Source organism: Neobacillus sp. plas4 (assembly GCF_057221695.1).
On sequence record NZ_CM170152.1, the window covers coordinates 3,135,001 to 3,153,547 of the forward strand.

Sequence of the window (18,547 nt, forward strand, 5' to 3'; positions counted from 1 at the left end):
TGGTATTTCCGACCCAATCGAAAGCCAGTCTATTTTAGATGCATACCAAATTGCAGTGGAGGTAGCACCAGCAGAGTAAATAACTATTACATAATAATCTTATGTTAACATTTAACATAGCAACCTAAGCCAGTCTATTTGACTGGCTTATTTATTTTCTACTGAGAGTGATATCTGGTATATCCATAATCATTACTCACCTTTTTCCTAAAATTTATTATCAATTTAATATCATAAATGGTTGCTATAATACAGTAAAGAGACCTTTTAATCAACTCACCCACCTAACCTAGGACTTGGTGTTTTTTGTATTATTTACAAGTGTAATTTTGATAAAGGAACTGAAAATAAAAGTGATGGAAAATTAATAGTTGGGGGTACATAGCGGTGAATTCAAAATATACACCATTATTTGAGACAATGACATTTAAAAATGGAATCAAATTGAAAAACCGATTGGTGATGGCACCTATGACCAATTGGTCATCTAATATTGATGGAACCGTTACGGACAGTGAGGTAAGCTATTATGCAAGGCGGTCAAGCGGTGTCGGGATGGTTATTACCGCATGTACTTATGTTACAGCAAATGGAAAGGGATTTCATGGAGAATTTGGCGGCGACAGGGACGAACTTTTGCCAAGCTTACAAAAACTTGCAAAGGCTATAAAGGAGCAGGGAGCCAAGGCAATTTTACAAATTTTTCACGGCGGCAGGCAGGCACCACCTGAAATACTACCGGATGGTGATGTAGTTAGTGCCAGCAGTATCCCAGCAGAAGGGAATGGGAAGCCGGTTCCTAGGGAGTTATCGGACCAAGAAGTGCGTTCAATTATTCATGACTTTGGTGAAACCACACGCCGGGCAATAGAAGCCGGGTATGATGGAGTAGAAATCCACGGCGCAAACGGATATCTAATTCAACAGTTTTTCTCTCCTCATTCCAACCGTCGCGACGATTATTGGGGAGGGAGTTTACAAAAACGCTTAACCTTCCCAATAGCTGTTGTGGATGAAGTTAAGAGAGTGGTGGCTGACAACGCCAAGGAGCCGTTTATTGTTGGATATCGCTTTTCACCAGAAGAAGGAGAAACTCCTGGGATTACCATGGCAGATTCTCTCGTCTTAATCGATGAACTAGCTAAAAAAGACCTGGATTATCTTCACGTTTCTCTACAAGACTTTTGGTCAACTCCAAGAAGAGGGGTGGACGATACACGGTCACGGATAGAAATTATTCAAGAACGAGTAGGAGATCGAGTACCTGTGATTGGAGTAGGTTCCATTTATACGCCAGATGAGGCCCTAAAAGCTTTACAAACAGGGGTTCCGCTAATTGCCCTGGGTCGTGAAATCATAATTGAGCCTGATTGGGTTCAGAAGGTAGTAGAGGGCAAAGAGGAAGATATAATAACCGAGATTAACCCGAATAATCAAGATCAGCTGGTTATTCCTGATCCTCTCTGGCAGGCCATTATTCATACACCAGGTTGGTTTCCGGGAATCAGGTAATGGAGAAAGAGTTCATCCTCATTGTCAGGATGAACTCTTTACTGCTTATACTCAGCGTTATATGAATTTTCCCCGGAATGAACCGATAAAAGTGTATCTGCATACCCTACTAGCCTATTCACAATTTCATCTGCAAGAGAATAAACAAGTTGGTGTTGTTCGCCTTTATGCAGGGAAGGATCATCAAAAATGATGGTGGTATTAATAAAAATCTCCTTTGTATCATAAAGGTTATAATGAATAATTGTTTTTCCAGCAGCGCCCCCGGTTACCGGGTCAGTATAACTTGGGAGAAAAATATACCATTCCTCTGCTGTTGGTGAGCGAAAATTTTTCGTAAACTTCATTCCCCCAATTTCATAGCCGATTTTTTCTTTCAACCTCTCATCCATTACCTCTACGATTGCTTTTTCCAAGGATACTCCTCCTTCGCTTTATGAAGTAGCATACCCAATAAAAAGAAGGGATTATCCATTAAACGGTAATTAGCGACCATAAAATAGCATTTTGCTATAATAGGAATAAATTCCCCTTTGTTAAAAATTTGAAATAACCATCAACGTCATCCAGGAGGAACAAAATGAAAAAGAATAAATATGTGTTAATAGGGCTTATCATTACAACCCTCATTTCGGCGTTGGATACAAATATCATGCAAACTGCAAGTCCTACCATTGTCGGTCAACTTGGAGGCATGAAATGGTTTTCCTGGATCTTTGTTATCTATATGTTAGCGAGTACTGTAACTGTCCCCCTATACGGGAAATTATCGGATATGTATGGACGAAAACGGCTCTTAATGTTTGCGGTAACTTTATTCACCATAGGTTCCATTCTATGCGGTTTGGCAAATTCAATGGTTCCATTAATTATATTCCGGGGAATACAGGGTTTAGGTGCCGGGGGAATGATTCCGCTGGCTATGATTATTGTTGGAGATTTGTTTACAATCGAAAAAAGAGGCAAGATTCAAGCGGTCTTTAGCGCGATATGGGCAATTTCTTCTATTATTGGTCCGGTTTTAGGCTCCTTTTTTGTGGAAGCTATGACATGGAGGTGGATATTCTTTATCAATATTCCAATTGGGATTGCCACTGTAGTTTGTTTAATTCCATATAAAGAAGCAGCGGAATATAAAAAAGCATATATCGATTATAAAGGTTTCATCCTCTTTGGAATTTCTATTACTTTTTTGTTGCTATCCACAAGCATGAGCCATTGGTTCTGGTATATGATCGGTGGTGTGGTTGGATTAATCCTGTTTGTATTTATCGAAAGAAAAGAAAAACACCCATTTCTTCCTGTTTCCTTGTTTCAAAACAAAGGGTTACAATCAACAAATCTCTTTATGTTAATTTACTGCCTCTCTTTTTATGGAACATCAAACTTTATTCCATTGTACTTACAAGAAGGCAATCAAATGAGTATCTTTAAAAGTGGATTAATGCTGTTAAGTATTGCTTTGGGATGGATATTCGGCAGTACACCAGCTGGCAAATGGATTATCCGATTCGGCTATAAAATCTTATTTATAATCGGCAGTATATTCACCACCATATCAGGACTATTACTCTATCTATTTATTCAAGATATATCGTATCTAAGTTTATTTTTAATCCTGACCATACAGGGCTTTTGTTTTGGCTTATTGTTTGCCCTAGGCACAATTGCGTCTCAAGAATTTGCGGAGTCTAGTATCAAAGGTGTTTCCACTTCACTTCAGGTGTTCCTAAGAAACATCGGTTTATCTGTTGGTGTTACAATCATGGGACTAATTATCAATTCTGCTGCAACCATTATGATTGGAATGAAAAACGTTTTTCTTTATGCTCTAATTTTGAGTTTTATTACCATCCTGCTTAGCCTGCGAATCCCTGATAAGACAGACTCCGTAAGGGAAGGTACTTTATCAAAATAATAGAACTGATTTAGAATAAAATAATTCCATCGATAAATAATAGGTTTAGTGTTATTCATTAACACGAAACTACAATGTGGAGGGATATACTTTGAATATACTCTATAACTTACTAAGATCCTTAATACTTATCGGAATTAGGTTAACGTATATCATGAATTATGTACAATCTAAATTGAATGGTATGATAAGGGTCCCGATGAAATTAAGACCGGTATATTCAAACAGTAAAGTCTAATTCGCATTGTAAATGGAAAGGTGAGCATAAAGTATGCTTGCCTTTTTTTCATATAAAAAAGTCCAAATGCTTGGACTTTAATTAGATATTTTATTTAAGTATATCTTTGTAAAGTTTTCCTTTTTGTACATAATTATCACTGGAATATTTCAGCATCTGCAAGTCTTTGTCTGTCAATTCCCTTACCACTTTCCCAGGTGAACCGATAACGAGTGAGCGCGGTGGAATTTTGATTCCTCCTGCCAAAAGCGTATTTGCTCCGATAATACATTCTTCTCCTACTTCGACATTGTCCAATAATGTTGAACCCATACCAATAATCGAACTTCTTCCAACTTTACAGCCATGTAAAATAACATTATGACCAATCGTAACATCGTCACCGATTTCAACGGGATATCCCTCGTACAGATGTATGGTGGAGTTATCTTGAATACTACATCTTTTCCCAACTATGATTGGACCATCATCTCCTCGCAATACGGCATTGAACCAGACAGTTGACTGCTCTCCAATCGTAACATCACCAATTATATAAGCACCAGGTGCTACAAATACAGTCTCATGAACTTTGGGTGTAATTCCATTATAGGGAATGTGCATAATCTCGCTCCTTTATATTCAGAATTTTTTTGCATTTTAGCTAGATTATACCATTGTGATTATGAAAAAGAGAGTCATATGAATTGGAAAAAACGACTTTTAAACTGTATCTTTGAACCAAATACCTCTATTCAGGTATCAATATTACTAGGTAAAAATAATCATTTTATGAAAATGGAGAAAATTACCCCAATAAAAAGCCTGATAACATAGTAAATTAGATACCTTCGAAACAAAACGTTCATCCTTGTCGACCTTATATTGGACCAATTTTCCATATTTCCCAATAAATACTAAACTCTCAATTTCTAACCGTTGCTAAATTTAAAGCGGGTTTCGACACAAACTCCAACCCCAAAACGGTATTTTTAAAGAAGCACCATGTCCATGACATAAAGTGTGTGATAGAAAGGAGGGCAGGTAATCATTGGTTAGCGAGAATACTTAGGGGGTAATGGGATGAGAAGAAAGAAACGAAGGTTTCTATCAGTGCTTTGTACCGCCATGCTAGTTGTGCCGATGCTCATGCAGCCTCAAATGAACGCGGTAGCCGTAACGAAGGGGGTAAGTGTTTCAGCTAAAGAAACAAACGCCTCCCCAGCTAAAAAGATTTCTAACAGCTTAGAAAAACAATTTGATGAGAAAGAAAAAGTAACTTTTTTAATAAAAATGAAGGAACAGGTTGATACAGCTAGTGTCGCAAAAGAAGCGGACATAAAAGCAAGCCTAAATAAAACAACACCCGCTAAGGCCAAATCATTAAAACGTTCTTCGATTGTTTCGGAGTTAAAAGCAACTGCACAGGAAACTCAGTTCAACTTGTTAGAATTTCTTCAAAAACAAGTCGAAGCCGGAAATGCGAAGGATGTTCATTCCTACTATGTAGTAAACGGAATAGCGGTAACGGCTACAAAAGAGGTTATGGAAAAGGTAGCAGCGTTCCATGAAGTAGAAAAAATCCTTCCGAATGAAACAAGACAATTATTCGTTCCTGAAAAATCTGCCGGTGCGGTGTTAGAACCGAATGCAGAAACCAATGCAATTGAATGGAACATTAATCGTGTCGGCGCTCCTGCTGTTTGGGAAATGGGGATTGACGGTAGTGGAATTACGGTCGCTACAATTGATACCGGTGTTCAATGGAATCATCCAGCTTTACAGTCCAAATATCGTGGGTTTGATGAAGCGACTGGTCAAACTGCTCATGAGAATAACTGGTTTGATGCTGTAAGAGGTCAATCAGCACCCTATGATGATCTCGGTCATGGTACACATGTTACGGGCACAATGGTAGGCTCAGAGCCAGATGGTTCGAATGCGATCGGTGTTGCACCAGGCGCAAAATGGATTGCTGTTAAAGCATTCTCAGCAGCAGGTGGAACAGATACTGATTTATTAGAAGCTGGTGAATGGATTTTAGCACCGAATGGAAATCCTGACTTAGCTCCAGATGTTGTTAATAACTCCTGGGGTGGTGGTGCTGGTTTAGATGAGTGGTACCGCCCAATGGTTCAAGCTTGGAGAGCAGCAGAAATCTTCCCAGAATTTTCAGCAGGTAATACGACGTTATCAAACCCAGGTGGACCAGGGTCGGTTGCAAATCCTGCTAACTACCCTGAATCAGTTGCTACAGGTGCAACGGATATTAATAACTTATTAGGAAGCTTTTCTTTATTAGGTCCATCTCCATATGAAGAAATTAAGCCAGAGCTTTCGGCACCGGGTGTTAACATTCGTTCATCTGTTCCAGGAAGCAGCTATGAAGGCGGATGGAACGGAACATCGATGGCAGGTCCACATGTAGCAGCAGCGATTGCTTTATTGTTGGAAGCAAACTCTAGCTTAACCGTCGATGAGCTAGAAGAAATTTTATTAACAACCGCCGTACCTTTAACCGATAATACCTATCGAGATTCTCCAAACAACGGTTATGGATCAGGTCTGTTAAATGTATATGACGCAGTTTCATCTGTTATTTCCGGCTTAGGAAAGCTGAAAGGGCAAGTGACAATAGAAGGAGAAGACAGTGAAGCTCCCGTGTTAGAACATTCCCAACCTGCCACGGTTTATGCAGGAATGCCACTAACGTTACAAGCTTCTGCTGTCGACAATATCAGTGTAACAAATGTTGAAGTGGTATATCAATTAGAAGAAGGTACCACAAATACAATCGCAGCTGAACGTATTAGCGGAGATTATAAAAATGGAGTCTATTCTGTAACGGTTCCTGGTGAGGATATAGCTGGTGACTCGTTCTCCTATACAATTAAAGTCTCTGATTTCGGAGGGAATGAAACATCAAGTGATTTCACAGTAACCGTACTACCTGGAATAACAGTTGGATATACGTACGATTTTGAAAGTAATCCTAATGGATGGACATCTTATGGTGCTGCAAATACTTGGGAATGGGGCGCTCCGACAAGCGGTCCACGGGCAGCATTTTCGGGTGAAAAGGTTTATGCAACCAACCTTGAAGGCACTTATGATAGCCGTGCAAATATGTCGCTGCAAATGCCCCCAATTGATTTGCCAGAAGGAAGCAGTTTTTTACAATTTAAGCAGTGGTACAATCTTGAAAGAAACTACGATTACGGGCATGTTTATGTTTCCACAGATGCCGTAAACTGGGTACAAAAGCTGAGAGTGAACAATTTATCAAATGGCTGGATTGACGGAGAAGTTAATCTAAGTGAATATGCTGGCCAACGGATCTATATTGCCTTTAATGTAACGACCGATGGCAGTGTAGTAAGAGATGGGTGGTATTTAGATGATGTCAGGCTAGCTGACACTCCACTCACTGTTCCTCAACAACTTGGAGTTGCTGCAGATAAAGAAGATTCGTCATCAAATGTAGGATTAAAGGAAAAAGTCGATCCAAGTAAAATTTCCATCCAAATGCCTGAGGTTTCTAAAGAAGCTAGCACGGAAAAAGCAGCACCAATGGCACTGCCGATGCTGGCCCAAGTTACTGTATTGGAATCTGGACGATCTGTTAAAACCAATCCTGCTAACGGAAGCTTTGAATTGACACATCCTGCAGGTGCATTTACCGTTGTTGCTGAAAGTTATGGATATCGCCCAGAAACACAAACTGTAACCATTGAACAGGATGGTGAAGCGAACGCATACTTTACCCTCGAAGAACTTCCTAAGGGTACTGTTTCCGGAAATGTGACAAACCAAGCAACCGGGGAACCAGTCGCGGGAGCAACAGTTTATGTAATGGAAGACGCTCAAGTAGCTCCTGTCCAAACAGATGAAAATGGACAATATTCCTTAACAGCCTATGAAGGCGATTACACGTTAAAAATTATTGCACCACATTTCTATAGCCAAGAAGTCACCATATCATTAGAAGGAAGTATCTCTCAAAACTTCGAAATTAAGCCATTCATCGGTTACCCTAGTGAGATTGGTTATGATGATGGCACAGCTGAAAATGCTCGAGCATTTTTCGATGCAGGAAACGGATGGGCAGTAAAAATGTCTTTAGCACCGGGGAATGAAAAGGCACTCGTTTCTGGAGGCTTATTCCGATTTTGGGATACGGAATGGCCAGTTCCAGGAGGCACCGCTTTCAAAATAGAAGTTTACGATGCAACTGGTGTTGATGGAGCGCCAGGTAAAAAACTTGCTGGCCCTATTGATGCCACTGCACTCCGTAATGGTCAATGGACACATGTTGACCTAAGCAGTCATGGTATTGTCGTTGAAGGTGACTTCTATTTAGTGTACATCCAAGCTGGTATCAATACAGCTTCACCGGGACTTGCAACAGATGAAGATGGTGAAAATGCATTAAGAAGCTGGCAATATGTTGGCGGCAGCTGGTCACTCTCACCTGAAGATGAAGGTAACTATATGATTCGTGCAGTAGTAGATTACGAGGTTACTGCCCCGACTATCACATCTCCAGTTGATGGCACATTTACGAATGTTGCTCAGGTAACTGTTGAAGGTAAAGCTGCACCAACTACAAAGGTTCATATTTATAATCATGGAGAAGAAATTGCAACTGTGGAAGCAACTAATCATGGAACCTATGCAGCTGAAGTTACCCTTGGAGAAGGAGAAAACAGCTTAACGGCCAAGGCATCAACCCTTCAGGGAATCACCGATGCTTCAGCACCAGTAACTGTAGTATTTGACCAGCAAGCTCCAGAGCTATCCATCACCAGCCCAACAGAGGCAAGTAATATCAATAAAGAAACTGTTACGGTAACAGGTACAGTGGTTGATGATTATTTGAATTCCGTCACAGTTAATGGCACAACAGCTAGAGTAGAAGATGGCATCTATTCTGCTAGAATTCTACTGGATGAAGGAACAAACACAATTAATGTCACAGCAAATGATTTGGCCGGAAATACGATAGATAAAACCATGCAGGTAAATGTAGATTACACAGCACCGGTGATTGCTGATGTGAAACCGGCAGAAGATAATACCTTAAAAAAGGGTGAAAGTGTGAAAATTGAATTCACAAGTGAGCCTGGTTTATCTACATCATTTGCAATTCATATGCCATTAACAAATTTAAAAACATCACAAGTACAAAATGCAACCGAGCTGCCATTGATGGAGGTATCTCCTGGACATTATACAGGCTATTACACCGCTACGAAAGACATTGTAGCCGATGGTGCAGTCATTGAAGTCAAAGCCAAAGATGCATTTGGAAATGAAACTAGAAAAGCAGCACAAGGCAAATTGTTTATTAATGTTAAAAAGAAAAAGTAAAGATGAAAAGAGGAGTAATTGACCTATATATATGGGAGGTTACTCCCTTTTTAATATGAAAGCGCTTTACAAGATGACAAAATAATTAAAATAGTCAAATAATATTGACGAAGCCCATTAACAGTGATAATCTTATTAATAATTTAAAAATGTTCAATGACGAGAATAGTAGGATTTGCTTGTTGTCTTAAGAGAGTCGACGTTTGCTGGGAGTCGATGGCAGGGCTTATCTGAAGATCATCTCTGAGATGTATAGCTGAAAGAAGTTCCACAGTAAGTTATACCGGTATAGTCCGCCGTTACAGGGAACACGTATTTTTTATACGTTAATCGAGAGCCGCAGCTTGAGTCATTTTTGCTGTGGAAGTAGGGTGGTATCGCGAGTTAACTCGTCCCTATACAATGGGGCGGGTTTTTTTGTTGTTCAAAAAGGTTGTTTTCGTAACGATTGTTGTTAAAATCTTAAAGCCGATTTTAACGAGGAAATAGTTATTTTGCACTTTTGAATATAGTTTGCAAGCTCTTTTCTTAATAAATTTCTGCTGTATTCTGCGAAAACAGGTATAAACAATAATTTTTGTTATAAAAAACAACACAGTTAAGAAAAGAGCCTAAAAAAACAAACTAACGCCTTTAAAAATGGCAATATTTAACTGGAAGAAAGAGGAGGAAAGTGAAATGAGTCAACAAGTTGATCAAAAAGAAAGAGCTTTTCAAGTAGAGGATATTATTATTGCAAGCCACTCCATCAAGGATGTGATTTCGCCAACTCCTCTGCAGTATAATCACTTATTATCTGAGCGATATGACTGTCATATTTATTTAAAGCGTGAGGACCTGCAAAGTGTTCGATCCTTTAAAATCCGTGGTGCATACAATCGAATCAAAAAATTGACAGAAGATGAATTGAAGAATGGGATTATTTGTGCGAGCGCCGGGAATCACGCCCAAGGGGTGGCTTATTCTTGCAATCACTTAAAAATCCATGGAAAAGTCTTTATGCCGAACACTACACCAAAACAAAAGGTCAACCAAGTAAAATTTTGGGGCAAAGAACATGTGGAAATTGTTTTAGTAGGTGATACATTTGACGATGCCTATGAAAAAGCAATCGAATGCAGTCAAGTAGAAAATAGAACCTTTATCCACCCGTTTGATGATCCAGATGTCATTGCCGGTCAAGGGACTGTAGCGGTAGAATTATTAAATGAGTGCCCAGAAAAAATTGATTACTTATTTGCTGCTATTGGCGGAGGTGGTCTTGTTTCAGGTGTTGGTACCTATATGCAGCATTTTTCACCTGAGACAAAAATCATTGGAGTTGAGCCGCAGGGAGCTGCAGGAATGAAGGAGTCGTTTTTAAAAGGTGAAGTGACTTCATTGAAAGAAATTGACCCATTTGTGGATGGTGCAGCGGTAAAGACCGTCGGTTCCATGACCTATAACATCTGTAAAGAATTCGTGAAGGATATTGTCGTTGTTCCCGAAGGAAAGGTTTGCACCACCTTACTATCGCTTTATAATGAAAATGCCATCGTTGTTGAGCCAACTGGGGCGCTTTCGATTGCAGCTTTAGATGAATATGCAGAAGAAATCAAAGGAAAGACGGTTGTCTGCATCGTGAGTGGCGGTAACAATGATATCGGCCGTATGCAAGAAATTAAAGAGCGCTCGAAGATCTATGAAGGGCTGCGTTATTACTTTATTGTCCAATTTCCACAACGCCCAGGTGCATTACGTGAATTTTTAGATGATGTCTTAGGCCCAAATGACGACATTAGCCATTTCGAATATACGAAAAAGAATAATCGTGAAACCGGACCAGCTTTAGTCGGGATTGAGCTAAAATGTAAAGAAGATTATTACCCATTAATTGAGCGGATTAATGCAAAAGGATTTGTTTACCGTGAATTAAATAACGACAGCACCTTGTACCAAATGCTTGTATAGTGAAAAAGAGCCCATAACGGGCTCTTTCTATTCTAATTTGAAAATCGCCTCTCCTACACCTAAATTTGTTTCCAGGTTAATAATCACATCTGCATCCTCATAGGCCTCATTGACATATACTCCATTTCCTTTGGAGATGAAATCATCAAAATTCGCTGTTCCAATTCCTTTTGATGAATTAATTTTCACCCCGACATCATTTGGAAGGATGATGGTTGTTTCCCCAACTCCTAATGATAAGGAGGCGTTAAAGCTTTCATCCCACATTCCGCCGAGATCAATCGTGATATCCCCAACTCCTGCCTTTACCTCTAAATCTTTAATATTTAAACCTTGTAAGTCTAAATTTGTATCAGAAGCACCTGAATTTACACGTAAATCTAAAGGGATTTCATCTGTTATGGTTAGGTTCCACACATTTTTTATCTCACCGATTTTTATTTTATCAAATAATCCTTTATTCTCTTGTTCAATAACTCCAATTCCTTTATCACCTTTAAGCTTATAGGAGACCTCAGGTTTTAGTTTGTCTTGATTGTAGTCAATAGAACCTTCAACCCATTCATCCGCACCTTTTTCAACGTTAAGCTCCCCGGCACCAAGGTTTAGTTCCAGCTGCAATTCTTTCGCCTTATCTTTCTCTATTGTGACCTTACCACTCTCATCGCTTCCATTTGCAAATATTCCACATCCCGATATTACAACTAGTAATGAAACTGCCAATGCACCAGCCAAAATATTCTTTTTCATTATTCATCCCCCGTTTCTTTAACTACCATCATTGTAAGAAAAACAATCAGTTTGAAAAAACGGCTCTAGTTGGAATCTTTTCTCAGACTTAAGGCTTATGGAAAATAATACCTTCACCTGTATTTTACTACTTTCTTTTAACATTCTCTATTTTAAACCTGATAGGTGCAACAATCCTAGCACAGTCACTCCATTATCATTTATAATTGTTTTAAGATTGAAAATTTAGAACAAGGTGGTGGCTATGTGTCAAAGACAATCTTCACAAATGCAAAAATCTACACCCTCGATTCAAATCAGCCATTGGTCGAGTCCGTTGTGGTTGAGAATGGCAGAATTATAGATCTTGGTTCACATCAAGATATGAGTATACAGTGGGGAAGAGCAGGATCCACAATCGTTGATTTGCAGGGGAAAATGGTAACTCCTGGACTCATTGACAGCCATTTGCATATGTCAGGGGTCGCGTTTAATTTTTTAGACTTAAATTTAACGGGGGTTACTTCCAAATCTGAAATGCTAGCAAAAATTAAGCAAAAAGCAGATTGTGTTGAACCTGGAAAATGGTTAATTGGAATGGGCTGGGATGAGAATCTCTTTACGGAAGGTACGATACCTACGATAGAAGAATTAGATCATGTCGCACCCCATTGCCCTATTTACCTTAAGAGAGTATGCTATCACGCATTTTTAATCAATAGTAAAGCTTTAGAGATGAGTCACTATCATTCTTCCGTTGAGGTACCGAAGGGCGGAAGTGTTGTACTTGATCCACAAACAAAAAAACCTACTGGGCTGCTATTGGAGTCAGCTTCCCAATTGGTCACTAGACATATTCCAGAGAAAACATACGAAGAATTAAAAAATGGGTTGCGACATGCGATGAAATTTGCTATTAAAAAAGGGTTAACCAGCGTACATACCAATGATCCTGCGTACTTAGGCGGACTTGAACAAACATACAAAATGTATGATGAATTACTTAATCATGAGCAAAATGGGTTACGCTGTAATCTATTAATTGATTATCCCTTTTTACCTGCATTAAAGGAAAAAGGAATGTTTGCGGGTTTAGGTAATGAGAAATTACAAATTGGTGCAATCAAAATTTTTGCAGATGGTGCATTCGGCAGAAGGACAGCGCTATTATCAGAGCCATATAATGATGACCCAAGTCAATTTGGAGAAGCAATGCAAACTCAAGAGGTTCTTTATAAAATTGTAAAAGAAGCTAGGGAGCAATCTTTTCCTATTGCCGTACATACCATTGGTGATAAAGCCTTAGAAGATGTTCTCAACATCCTAGATCAATTTCCAAAAATGAAGTATCGCGATCGGATTATCCATACTTCTTTAGTAAGAGAGGATTTAATCCAAAGGTTGGCGGATCCTACTATCGTTGCAGATATTCAACCGAGGTTTGTGGCAGGTGATTATCCATGGATAATCGAACGTATAGGAAAGAAGCGAGAAACCTTTTTATATGCGTGGAAATTCTTATTAACGAATGGTGTGATATGTGCGGGAGGCTCTGATGCACCAGTAGAACCAGTTGATCCGTTGCTAGGTATACATGCCGCCGTTACTAGGAAAACCCCAGGAAAGTCTGAGACATGGAATGAGAAACAGAAAATCTCTATGCTTGAAGCTGTGAAGCTTTTTACGATTGGCGGTGCCTATGCTACAAATGAGGAAGCGATAAAGGGTACGATTTCAAGAGGTAAATTAGCAGACATGACTGTTTATTCAAAGAACCTCTTTAAATTGAAAGACCCTGATGAATTATTAGAGGCAAATATTGAAATGACCATTATTGATGGAAAAGTTCAAGAAGGATGAAAACATTCAAAAGCAATGGTTTCTAATCATAATATTAGACACTAAATAACAAAGATAATAAAATTGAATAAGTGCTATGTAAAATTTGAGCAGCTAAATTAGTAAATAGTTAGGGGTGCAGGGAAATGGATGATCGTTTTTTTCGAAATGCAATGGGGAAATTTGCAACAGGAATTACCGTTGTTTCAACTGAAGTAGATGGGGAACCATATGGAATGACAGCAAATGCGTTTGTTTCTGTCTCTTTAAATCCAAAATTAGTCCTAGTATCAATCGATAAGAGAGCAAGAATCCTGCCACTTATCCAACAATCAAAAAAATACGGTGTAAGCTTTTTATCTGCAGACCAACAAACAGAATCTATGCGTTTTGCAGGACAGATTAAGGAAGAGACTCCTTATCGTTTTGAGCAATTTGGGGAAATGCCAGTTATCTCGGGCGCACTAGCAAACATGACCTGCAACCTATATAACGAGGTTGATGCAGGAGATCATGTTTTATTTATCGGTGAGGTTACGGACCTTAAGGTAAATGAAGGGGACCCGTTGTTGTATTTCGGTGGTCAATATCGAAAATTATCTGAATAACTAGTTTCGAAAGCTGTCGCATGGCAGCTTTTTCTATTGTACTTCTTGTTTATTATTGTACAATTAGACGAGGAGGGAATGCATTTGTTGAAAAAAGTAAGAATTATATTAGGAATTGTTGTTTTATTTTTGGCAGTATTTGGCTTAATAACTAAAAACTTCGTGGCACAGCCATTCATGATGATAGGTCTAAGTGCCTTTATATTAGTTGGCGGCATTGATGAGCTCAAAAAAGGAAATAAACGCAGGGGATATATGAATATCTTCCTTTGTGTATTTGTTTTAGCTGTTTTTGTACAATCATTTGTCAAATAAAATGGCAACGGAGAAATCTTATGATTTTTCCGTTTTTTTTTGAGTCTTTATCTGTAAGTAAACTTTCAAATTATTTCCCAACTCTCGCCATAAGATAATATATTGATTAATTAGTAGTTTCTAAATAAACTCAATATTACAACAGAGACAGAGCTTTACATAGAAAATAGGAGAGGGGAAATAAAATGAAAAGGAAAAAGAAGGTTGTTTCATTTTTTCTAGCTTTAACGATGGGAGTTTCATTGTTTGCGTCAGCCGCTTATGGTGAGGGTACAGAATCGAATGAAACCTTCCGGGTCTATATTAATGGACCAAGCTCAGAAAAAGCAAAGGCAAGGCAAGAGACCGGAGCGCGTTGGGATTTTGGGTCTGAAGGCTATTCCACCACAGTGAACGCCAAACAATATCAGGCATTATTAAAAAATAAGAATTTAACTATTACGAAAGTTCAAGAAGTTCAATTAGATCGAAATGAAAACGCTTCTAACGATAAAATTGGGACAACCGCTATTACAACCCTTCCAAGTGATCGTACTCCATGGGGGATGCAAGCCATTTATAATGATCCAAACATTACAAGTACGTCTGGCGGTGCTGGGATTAAGGTTGCTGTCTTAGACACTGGAACATATATTAATCACTATGATTTGGCAGGCAGTGCAGAACAATGTAAAGACTTTACCCAATACTCTTCACCAATCATCAATGGTTCATGTACAGACCGAAATGGACATGGTACACATGTAGCTGGGACAGTACTTGCACATGGAGCATCAGACGGTTTAGGTATTTATGGGGTAGCACCTCAAGCTAAACTTTGGGCATATAAGGTTTTAACAGACAGTGGATCTGGATATTCCGATGATATTGCAGGTGCCATCCGTCACGTAGCGGATGAGGCAGTAAGAACAGGGTCAAAAGTGGTTCTCTCCATGTCACTTGGTTCAAGTGGTAAGGACAGCATGATTGCTAGTTCAGTAGATTATGCATATAGTAGAGGAGTTCTAGTTGTGGCGGCAGCCGGTAATGATGGCTATGCTGCAAATACAATTGGCTATCCAGGTGCATTGAAAAATGCTGTTGCAGTTGCAGCTTTAGAAAATGTTCAGCAAAATGGCACTTATCGTGTCGCCAATTTCTCTTCGCGCGGTAATCCGTCAACAGATGGTGATTATATCATTCATGAACGTGATGTAGAAATTTCTGCTCCAGGCGCTGCCATTGAATCAACTTGGTATGATGGGAACTATAATACGATTAGTGGAACCTCAATGGCTACTCCGCACGTATCAGGTTTAGCAGCAAAAATTTGGTCTTCTAATTTATCTTGGTCTCATACACAGCTGAGATCTGAATTACAAAGAAGAGCCAAATTATATGATATTAAAGGTGGCTACGGTGCAGCTACTGGTGACGATTACGCTTCCGGATTTGGGTTTGCTAGAGTAAAATAATCATAGAAAAAAGCCATCTGATATTTTAGATGGCTTTTCACCTTTTTACTGCTGCTAATATAAAGATTGTTAGAATTATAGAAAGTGCTCCTATCCATTCTATTGGGCTAAACGGAACATGAAGCCATGCCACAGCAAGGAAAGCAGCCGAGAGTGGTTCGATACATGCTAGCAAGCTAGCTTCCGAGGCTGTAATATATTTAAGACTTTGCATAAAGCATAAGAATGCGATTAAAGTACCGACGATAACAACAAAAGCAACTGCTATAAAAGAAGTGAATGACCAGTGACCCTCAAATTGCCATGGAGGATGAATAAAGCACATCACAATGCCACCAATCATCATTCCCCAGCCAACCGTTAACGTCGTCCCCCATTTGGAGAGTAGCCTCACAGGAAATAAGGTATAAAAAGCGAGTGCAAAGGCCGATAAAATTCCCCAGCCAAAGGCAGGACCAGAAATCGATAGGGTATGGATATTACCTTTTGTTACAAGCAAAAATGTTCCACCCAGCGCTAAAACAATCGCTAACACTTCATGTAATACAGGCCATGTCTTTATACGAAAGCATACATACAAGGCAATGATAACGGGTGCCAAGTATTGTAAAACCGTAGCAGTAGCGGCATTTCCATGATCTATAGCTAGAAAAAAAGTATACTGAACACCGAGCATTCCAAATATCCCAAATGCGACGAGTTGAAAAATATCATGTTTACTTTTCCAAATGCTCCAAATATTTTGTTTCCCAACAGTTTGAGAGTAAAAGAGCAAGCCCATTCCGGCCAAAAGCAAGCGAACGACGACAAGCCAGCTTGAACTAAAGCCTTGTTGGTGAAAAAGAAATTGCGCAACTGTCCCAGATACCCCCCATGATGTTGCGGCAATTAGCACTAGCAAAATTCCTTTTGTCCTTGGGTAGGACAAAGCAGCACCAAGAGTGCTCATAAAAAACCCCCTCCAATACAAACCATTCTATTAATTTAGCAGAAAAAATAAAAGTTTTAAAGCTTTATAAAAGAAAAAAGCCATTAGGCACCTAATGGCTCTTACGATTATTTAGGAGTTAAAGTCTTAATAGAAATGGCAGGTGAGTATGAGGTTACCAAACAACCTTCTAAATTATCTTCCTTTAACAATCCAAGTTGGATTGCCGATTTTATCTTTTCGACATCTGGTTTTTTGACCACTTGAACAAGATCGCTCATCTGTAATTCCTCTAATCTTTTCACTGTAACTTCTTCATTATATTTTTCTACCTTTCTCATTTGCCTCTGCAATTTATACCCATTTATTGTGATTTCAGCCTTTTTATCAGGACCGACTAGTTTATTAAAATAGTCATGAAAGGTGTTTTTTAATTCATTCATTTCCAACTCGATTTCTTTTTTCTTCTTATTAAGTTCGTAATATTTAACCAGCATCTCATCTGTTATGAAGGAATCATTCTGTCTAACCAAGATTCTCTCCTCCTCATCGAACGTATATTCCAATGTATTAGCTTCTATTTGGAAATAGTACGATTAATCATCTACTTTATAAAAAATATTTGCACATTTGTAAGAATGGGCTAGGAATAATAACGAATTTCCGTAAATAAGATTTGAAGGTAGGATTTGCCCATTGTATGTAGGTATAACTACATAAGAAATTTTACAGCTGTATATGGGTAATGCTATAGAACAAAATTTGAATTGAGGTGGAAGCTTGAAGAGAATTTTAGGTATATTCTTATTTTTGTTCCTGCTAGGAGTTTTGGCTGCCTGCGGGAATGATGAACCAGCAGCTAGTGATGATGCAGATAAGACAGAAGAAACTGCTGACACGGGAGATAAGGCTGAGACCGATGACTCAGGCAGTGCGGCTGGGGGAACAACTTTAGCTGGGAATGAAATTTTTCAAAAGAGCTGTATCACATGCCACAGTTCAGGAGACATCACAGGAGGTCAAGCGAAGCTTGATGGAGCAAAAATTCATGCAGATTTTAAAACAAAAGAAGATCTCCTAGCTTTTGTCGAAAAGAATATGCCAAAGTCAGCGCCGGCTTCCTTATCTAAAGAAGAGTACCAAGCAGTAGTAGATTATTTATGGGAACAAAAGTAGGGGTCATTAGATTAAAAGGTATTGGTTCGCATTATGACCAATACCTTTTCCTTTGCCACATATAGAAAAAAATGTATGCAGACTACAAATACATTAGACGTTTAGCAGGAGAGGATCCTTATTGCATATTTTATTAGATTTACTAATCTATTTTATTGTAGAAGTTCTTTATCATGGTGTGCTCAAACACGTAGGGAGATTATTCATTTGGATAGGTAAGTTGTTCAAAAAATAAACCTTATGTAAAACCAAAATGACTCCTTATTACCTCATTTGCTATGATGGTAATCCCGAGGAGGTGACATACATTGCATATGATTTATGATTGACATATATTTCGTTATGTATTTATCAAGCTTGTGACTAAGCTTGATGGTTTCCTCACTACATAAGCCTCCACTTAAACCAATTATTACCATTTCTGATCTTAATATTTCAATTTGGTTTTTCAATTCAATGTGACTAAGATTTATGGCATTCATAATTTCACTTCCAATTTCAATATTAAAACACATATAATAGTAACGATGC

General features: G+C 38.8%; 16 protein-coding genes and 1 other annotated feature (1 of these 17 cut by a window edge). Of the genes, 10 read left to right on the forward strand and 6 right to left on the reverse strand.

Annotation, left to right across the window (positions count from 1 at the left end):
• Both AC2TFD_RS15580 and AC2TFD_RS15585 read left to right on the forward strand, forming a co-directional pair.
• Nucleotides 1-79, forward strand: partial view of a DUF1292 domain-containing protein gene (locus tag AC2TFD_RS15580; protein ID WP_484673505.1) — the 3' portion only. It extends 176 nt beyond the left edge of the window; 79 of the gene's 255 nt are visible here — the last part of the coding sequence; its start codon lies off the left edge, out of view; the stop codon is at nucleotides 77-79.
• Nucleotides 80-387: 308 nt separating this feature from the next.
• Entirely contained in the window at nucleotides 388-1,512 is a 1,125-nt protein-coding gene (locus AC2TFD_RS15585) for an NADH-dependent flavin oxidoreductase (protein WP_484673506.1), read from the forward strand.
• 38 nt (nucleotides 1,513-1,550) lie between these two features.
• Here the strand turns inward: AC2TFD_RS15585 and AC2TFD_RS15590 are convergent, their stop codons facing one another.
• Entirely contained in the window at nucleotides 1,551-1,904 is a 354-nt protein-coding gene (locus AC2TFD_RS15590) for a hypothetical protein (RefSeq protein ID WP_484676330.1), read from the reverse strand.
• A gap of 188 nt (nucleotides 1,905-2,092) precedes the next feature.
• On the opposite strand from AC2TFD_RS15590, the gene AC2TFD_RS15595 reads away from it, so the two are divergent.
• Nucleotides 2,093-3,430 carry an MDR family MFS transporter gene (locus tag AC2TFD_RS15595; RefSeq protein ID WP_484673507.1) on the forward strand — a complete coding sequence of 446 codons (1,338 nt, stop codon included), beginning with the start codon at nucleotides 2,093-2,095 and terminating at the stop codon, nucleotides 3,428-3,430.
• Between the two features lie 328 nt (nucleotides 3,431-3,758).
• Here AC2TFD_RS15595 and AC2TFD_RS15600 read toward each other — a convergent pair whose 3' ends face one another.
• Nucleotides 3,759-4,271 carry a gamma carbonic anhydrase family protein gene (locus tag AC2TFD_RS15600; RefSeq protein WP_484673508.1) on the reverse strand — a complete coding sequence of 171 codons (513 nt, stop codon included), beginning with the start codon at nucleotides 4,269-4,271 and terminating at the stop codon, nucleotides 3,759-3,761.
• Nucleotides 4,272-4,730: 459 nt separating this feature from the next.
• Between AC2TFD_RS15600 and AC2TFD_RS15605 the strand changes: the two genes are divergently transcribed.
• Complete coding sequence (locus AC2TFD_RS15605) at nucleotides 4,731-9,017, forward strand: S8 family serine peptidase (RefSeq protein ID WP_484673509.1); 4,287 nt, start codon at nucleotides 4,731-4,733, stop codon at nucleotides 9,015-9,017.
• A gap of 147 nt (nucleotides 9,018-9,164) precedes the next feature.
• Nucleotides 9,165-9,417: a binding site (T-box leader), on the forward strand.
• A gap of 278 nt (nucleotides 9,418-9,695) precedes the next feature.
• Nucleotides 9,696-10,967: a threonine ammonia-lyase IlvA gene (ilvA, locus tag AC2TFD_RS15610; RefSeq protein ID WP_484673510.1), complete on the forward strand. Its 1,272-nt coding sequence runs from the start codon at nucleotides 9,696-9,698 to the stop codon at nucleotides 10,965-10,967.
• Nucleotides 10,968-10,994: 27 nt separating this feature from the next.
• Here the strand turns inward: ilvA and AC2TFD_RS15615 are convergent, their stop codons facing one another.
• On the reverse strand, nucleotides 10,995-11,717 hold the full coding sequence (locus AC2TFD_RS15615; RefSeq protein ID WP_484673511.1) for a toast rack family protein: 723 nt from the start codon (nucleotides 11,715-11,717) through the stop codon (nucleotides 10,995-10,997).
• 246 nt (nucleotides 11,718-11,963) lie between these two features.
• Here AC2TFD_RS15615 and AC2TFD_RS15620 point away from each other — a divergent pair, with 246 nt between their 5' ends.
• The 4 genes from AC2TFD_RS15620 to AC2TFD_RS15635 all read left to right on the forward strand — a co-directional run bounded on the left by AC2TFD_RS15620 (nucleotide 11,964) and on the right by AC2TFD_RS15635 (nucleotide 15,912).
• Nucleotides 11,964-13,556: an amidohydrolase gene (locus AC2TFD_RS15620; protein ID WP_484673512.1), complete on the forward strand. Its 1,593-nt coding sequence runs from the start codon at nucleotides 11,964-11,966 to the stop codon at nucleotides 13,554-13,556.
• Nucleotides 13,557-13,681: 125 nt separating this feature from the next.
• Entirely contained in the window at nucleotides 13,682-14,143 is a 462-nt protein-coding gene (locus AC2TFD_RS15625; RefSeq protein ID WP_484673513.1) for a flavin reductase family protein, read from the forward strand.
• Nucleotides 14,144-14,227: 84 nt separating this feature from the next.
• A complete protein-coding gene (locus AC2TFD_RS15630) occupies nucleotides 14,228-14,458 on the forward strand; it encodes a hypothetical protein (protein ID WP_484673514.1) in 231 nt (76 codons plus the stop codon).
• A 185-nt stretch (nucleotides 14,459-14,643) separates the two neighbouring features.
• On the forward strand, nucleotides 14,644-15,912 hold the full coding sequence (locus AC2TFD_RS15635; RefSeq protein WP_484673515.1) for a S8 family peptidase: 1,269 nt from the start codon (nucleotides 14,644-14,646) through the stop codon (nucleotides 15,910-15,912).
• A 37-nt stretch (nucleotides 15,913-15,949) separates the two neighbouring features.
• Here the strand turns inward: AC2TFD_RS15635 and AC2TFD_RS15640 are convergent, their stop codons facing one another.
• Together AC2TFD_RS15640 and AC2TFD_RS15645 are read right to left on the reverse strand one after the other, a co-directional pair.
• Nucleotides 15,950-16,861 (reverse strand): EamA family transporter, encoded by a 912-nt coding sequence (locus AC2TFD_RS15640; RefSeq protein WP_484673516.1) that lies wholly within the window; start codon nucleotides 16,859-16,861, stop codon nucleotides 15,950-15,952.
• A gap of 107 nt (nucleotides 16,862-16,968) precedes the next feature.
• The gene (locus AC2TFD_RS15645) at nucleotides 16,969-17,373 is read right to left on the reverse strand and encodes a hypothetical protein (protein WP_484673517.1); all 405 of its coding nucleotides are present in this window, start codon (nucleotides 17,371-17,373) and stop codon (nucleotides 16,969-16,971) included.
• Nucleotides 17,374-17,620: 247 nt separating this feature from the next.
• Between AC2TFD_RS15645 and AC2TFD_RS15650 the strand changes: the two genes are divergently transcribed.
• Nucleotides 17,621-18,016, forward strand: a complete 396-nt coding sequence (locus AC2TFD_RS15650) for a c-type cytochrome (protein ID WP_484673518.1) — start codon at nucleotides 17,621-17,623, stop codon at nucleotides 18,014-18,016.
• A 269-nt stretch (nucleotides 18,017-18,285) separates the two neighbouring features.
• Here AC2TFD_RS15650 and AC2TFD_RS15655 read toward each other — a convergent pair whose 3' ends face one another.
• Nucleotides 18,286-18,531 (reverse strand): aspartyl-phosphate phosphatase Spo0E family protein, encoded by a 246-nt coding sequence (locus AC2TFD_RS15655; RefSeq protein WP_484673519.1) that lies wholly within the window; start codon nucleotides 18,529-18,531, stop codon nucleotides 18,286-18,288.
• Nucleotides 18,532-18,547 lie beyond the last annotated feature (16 nt).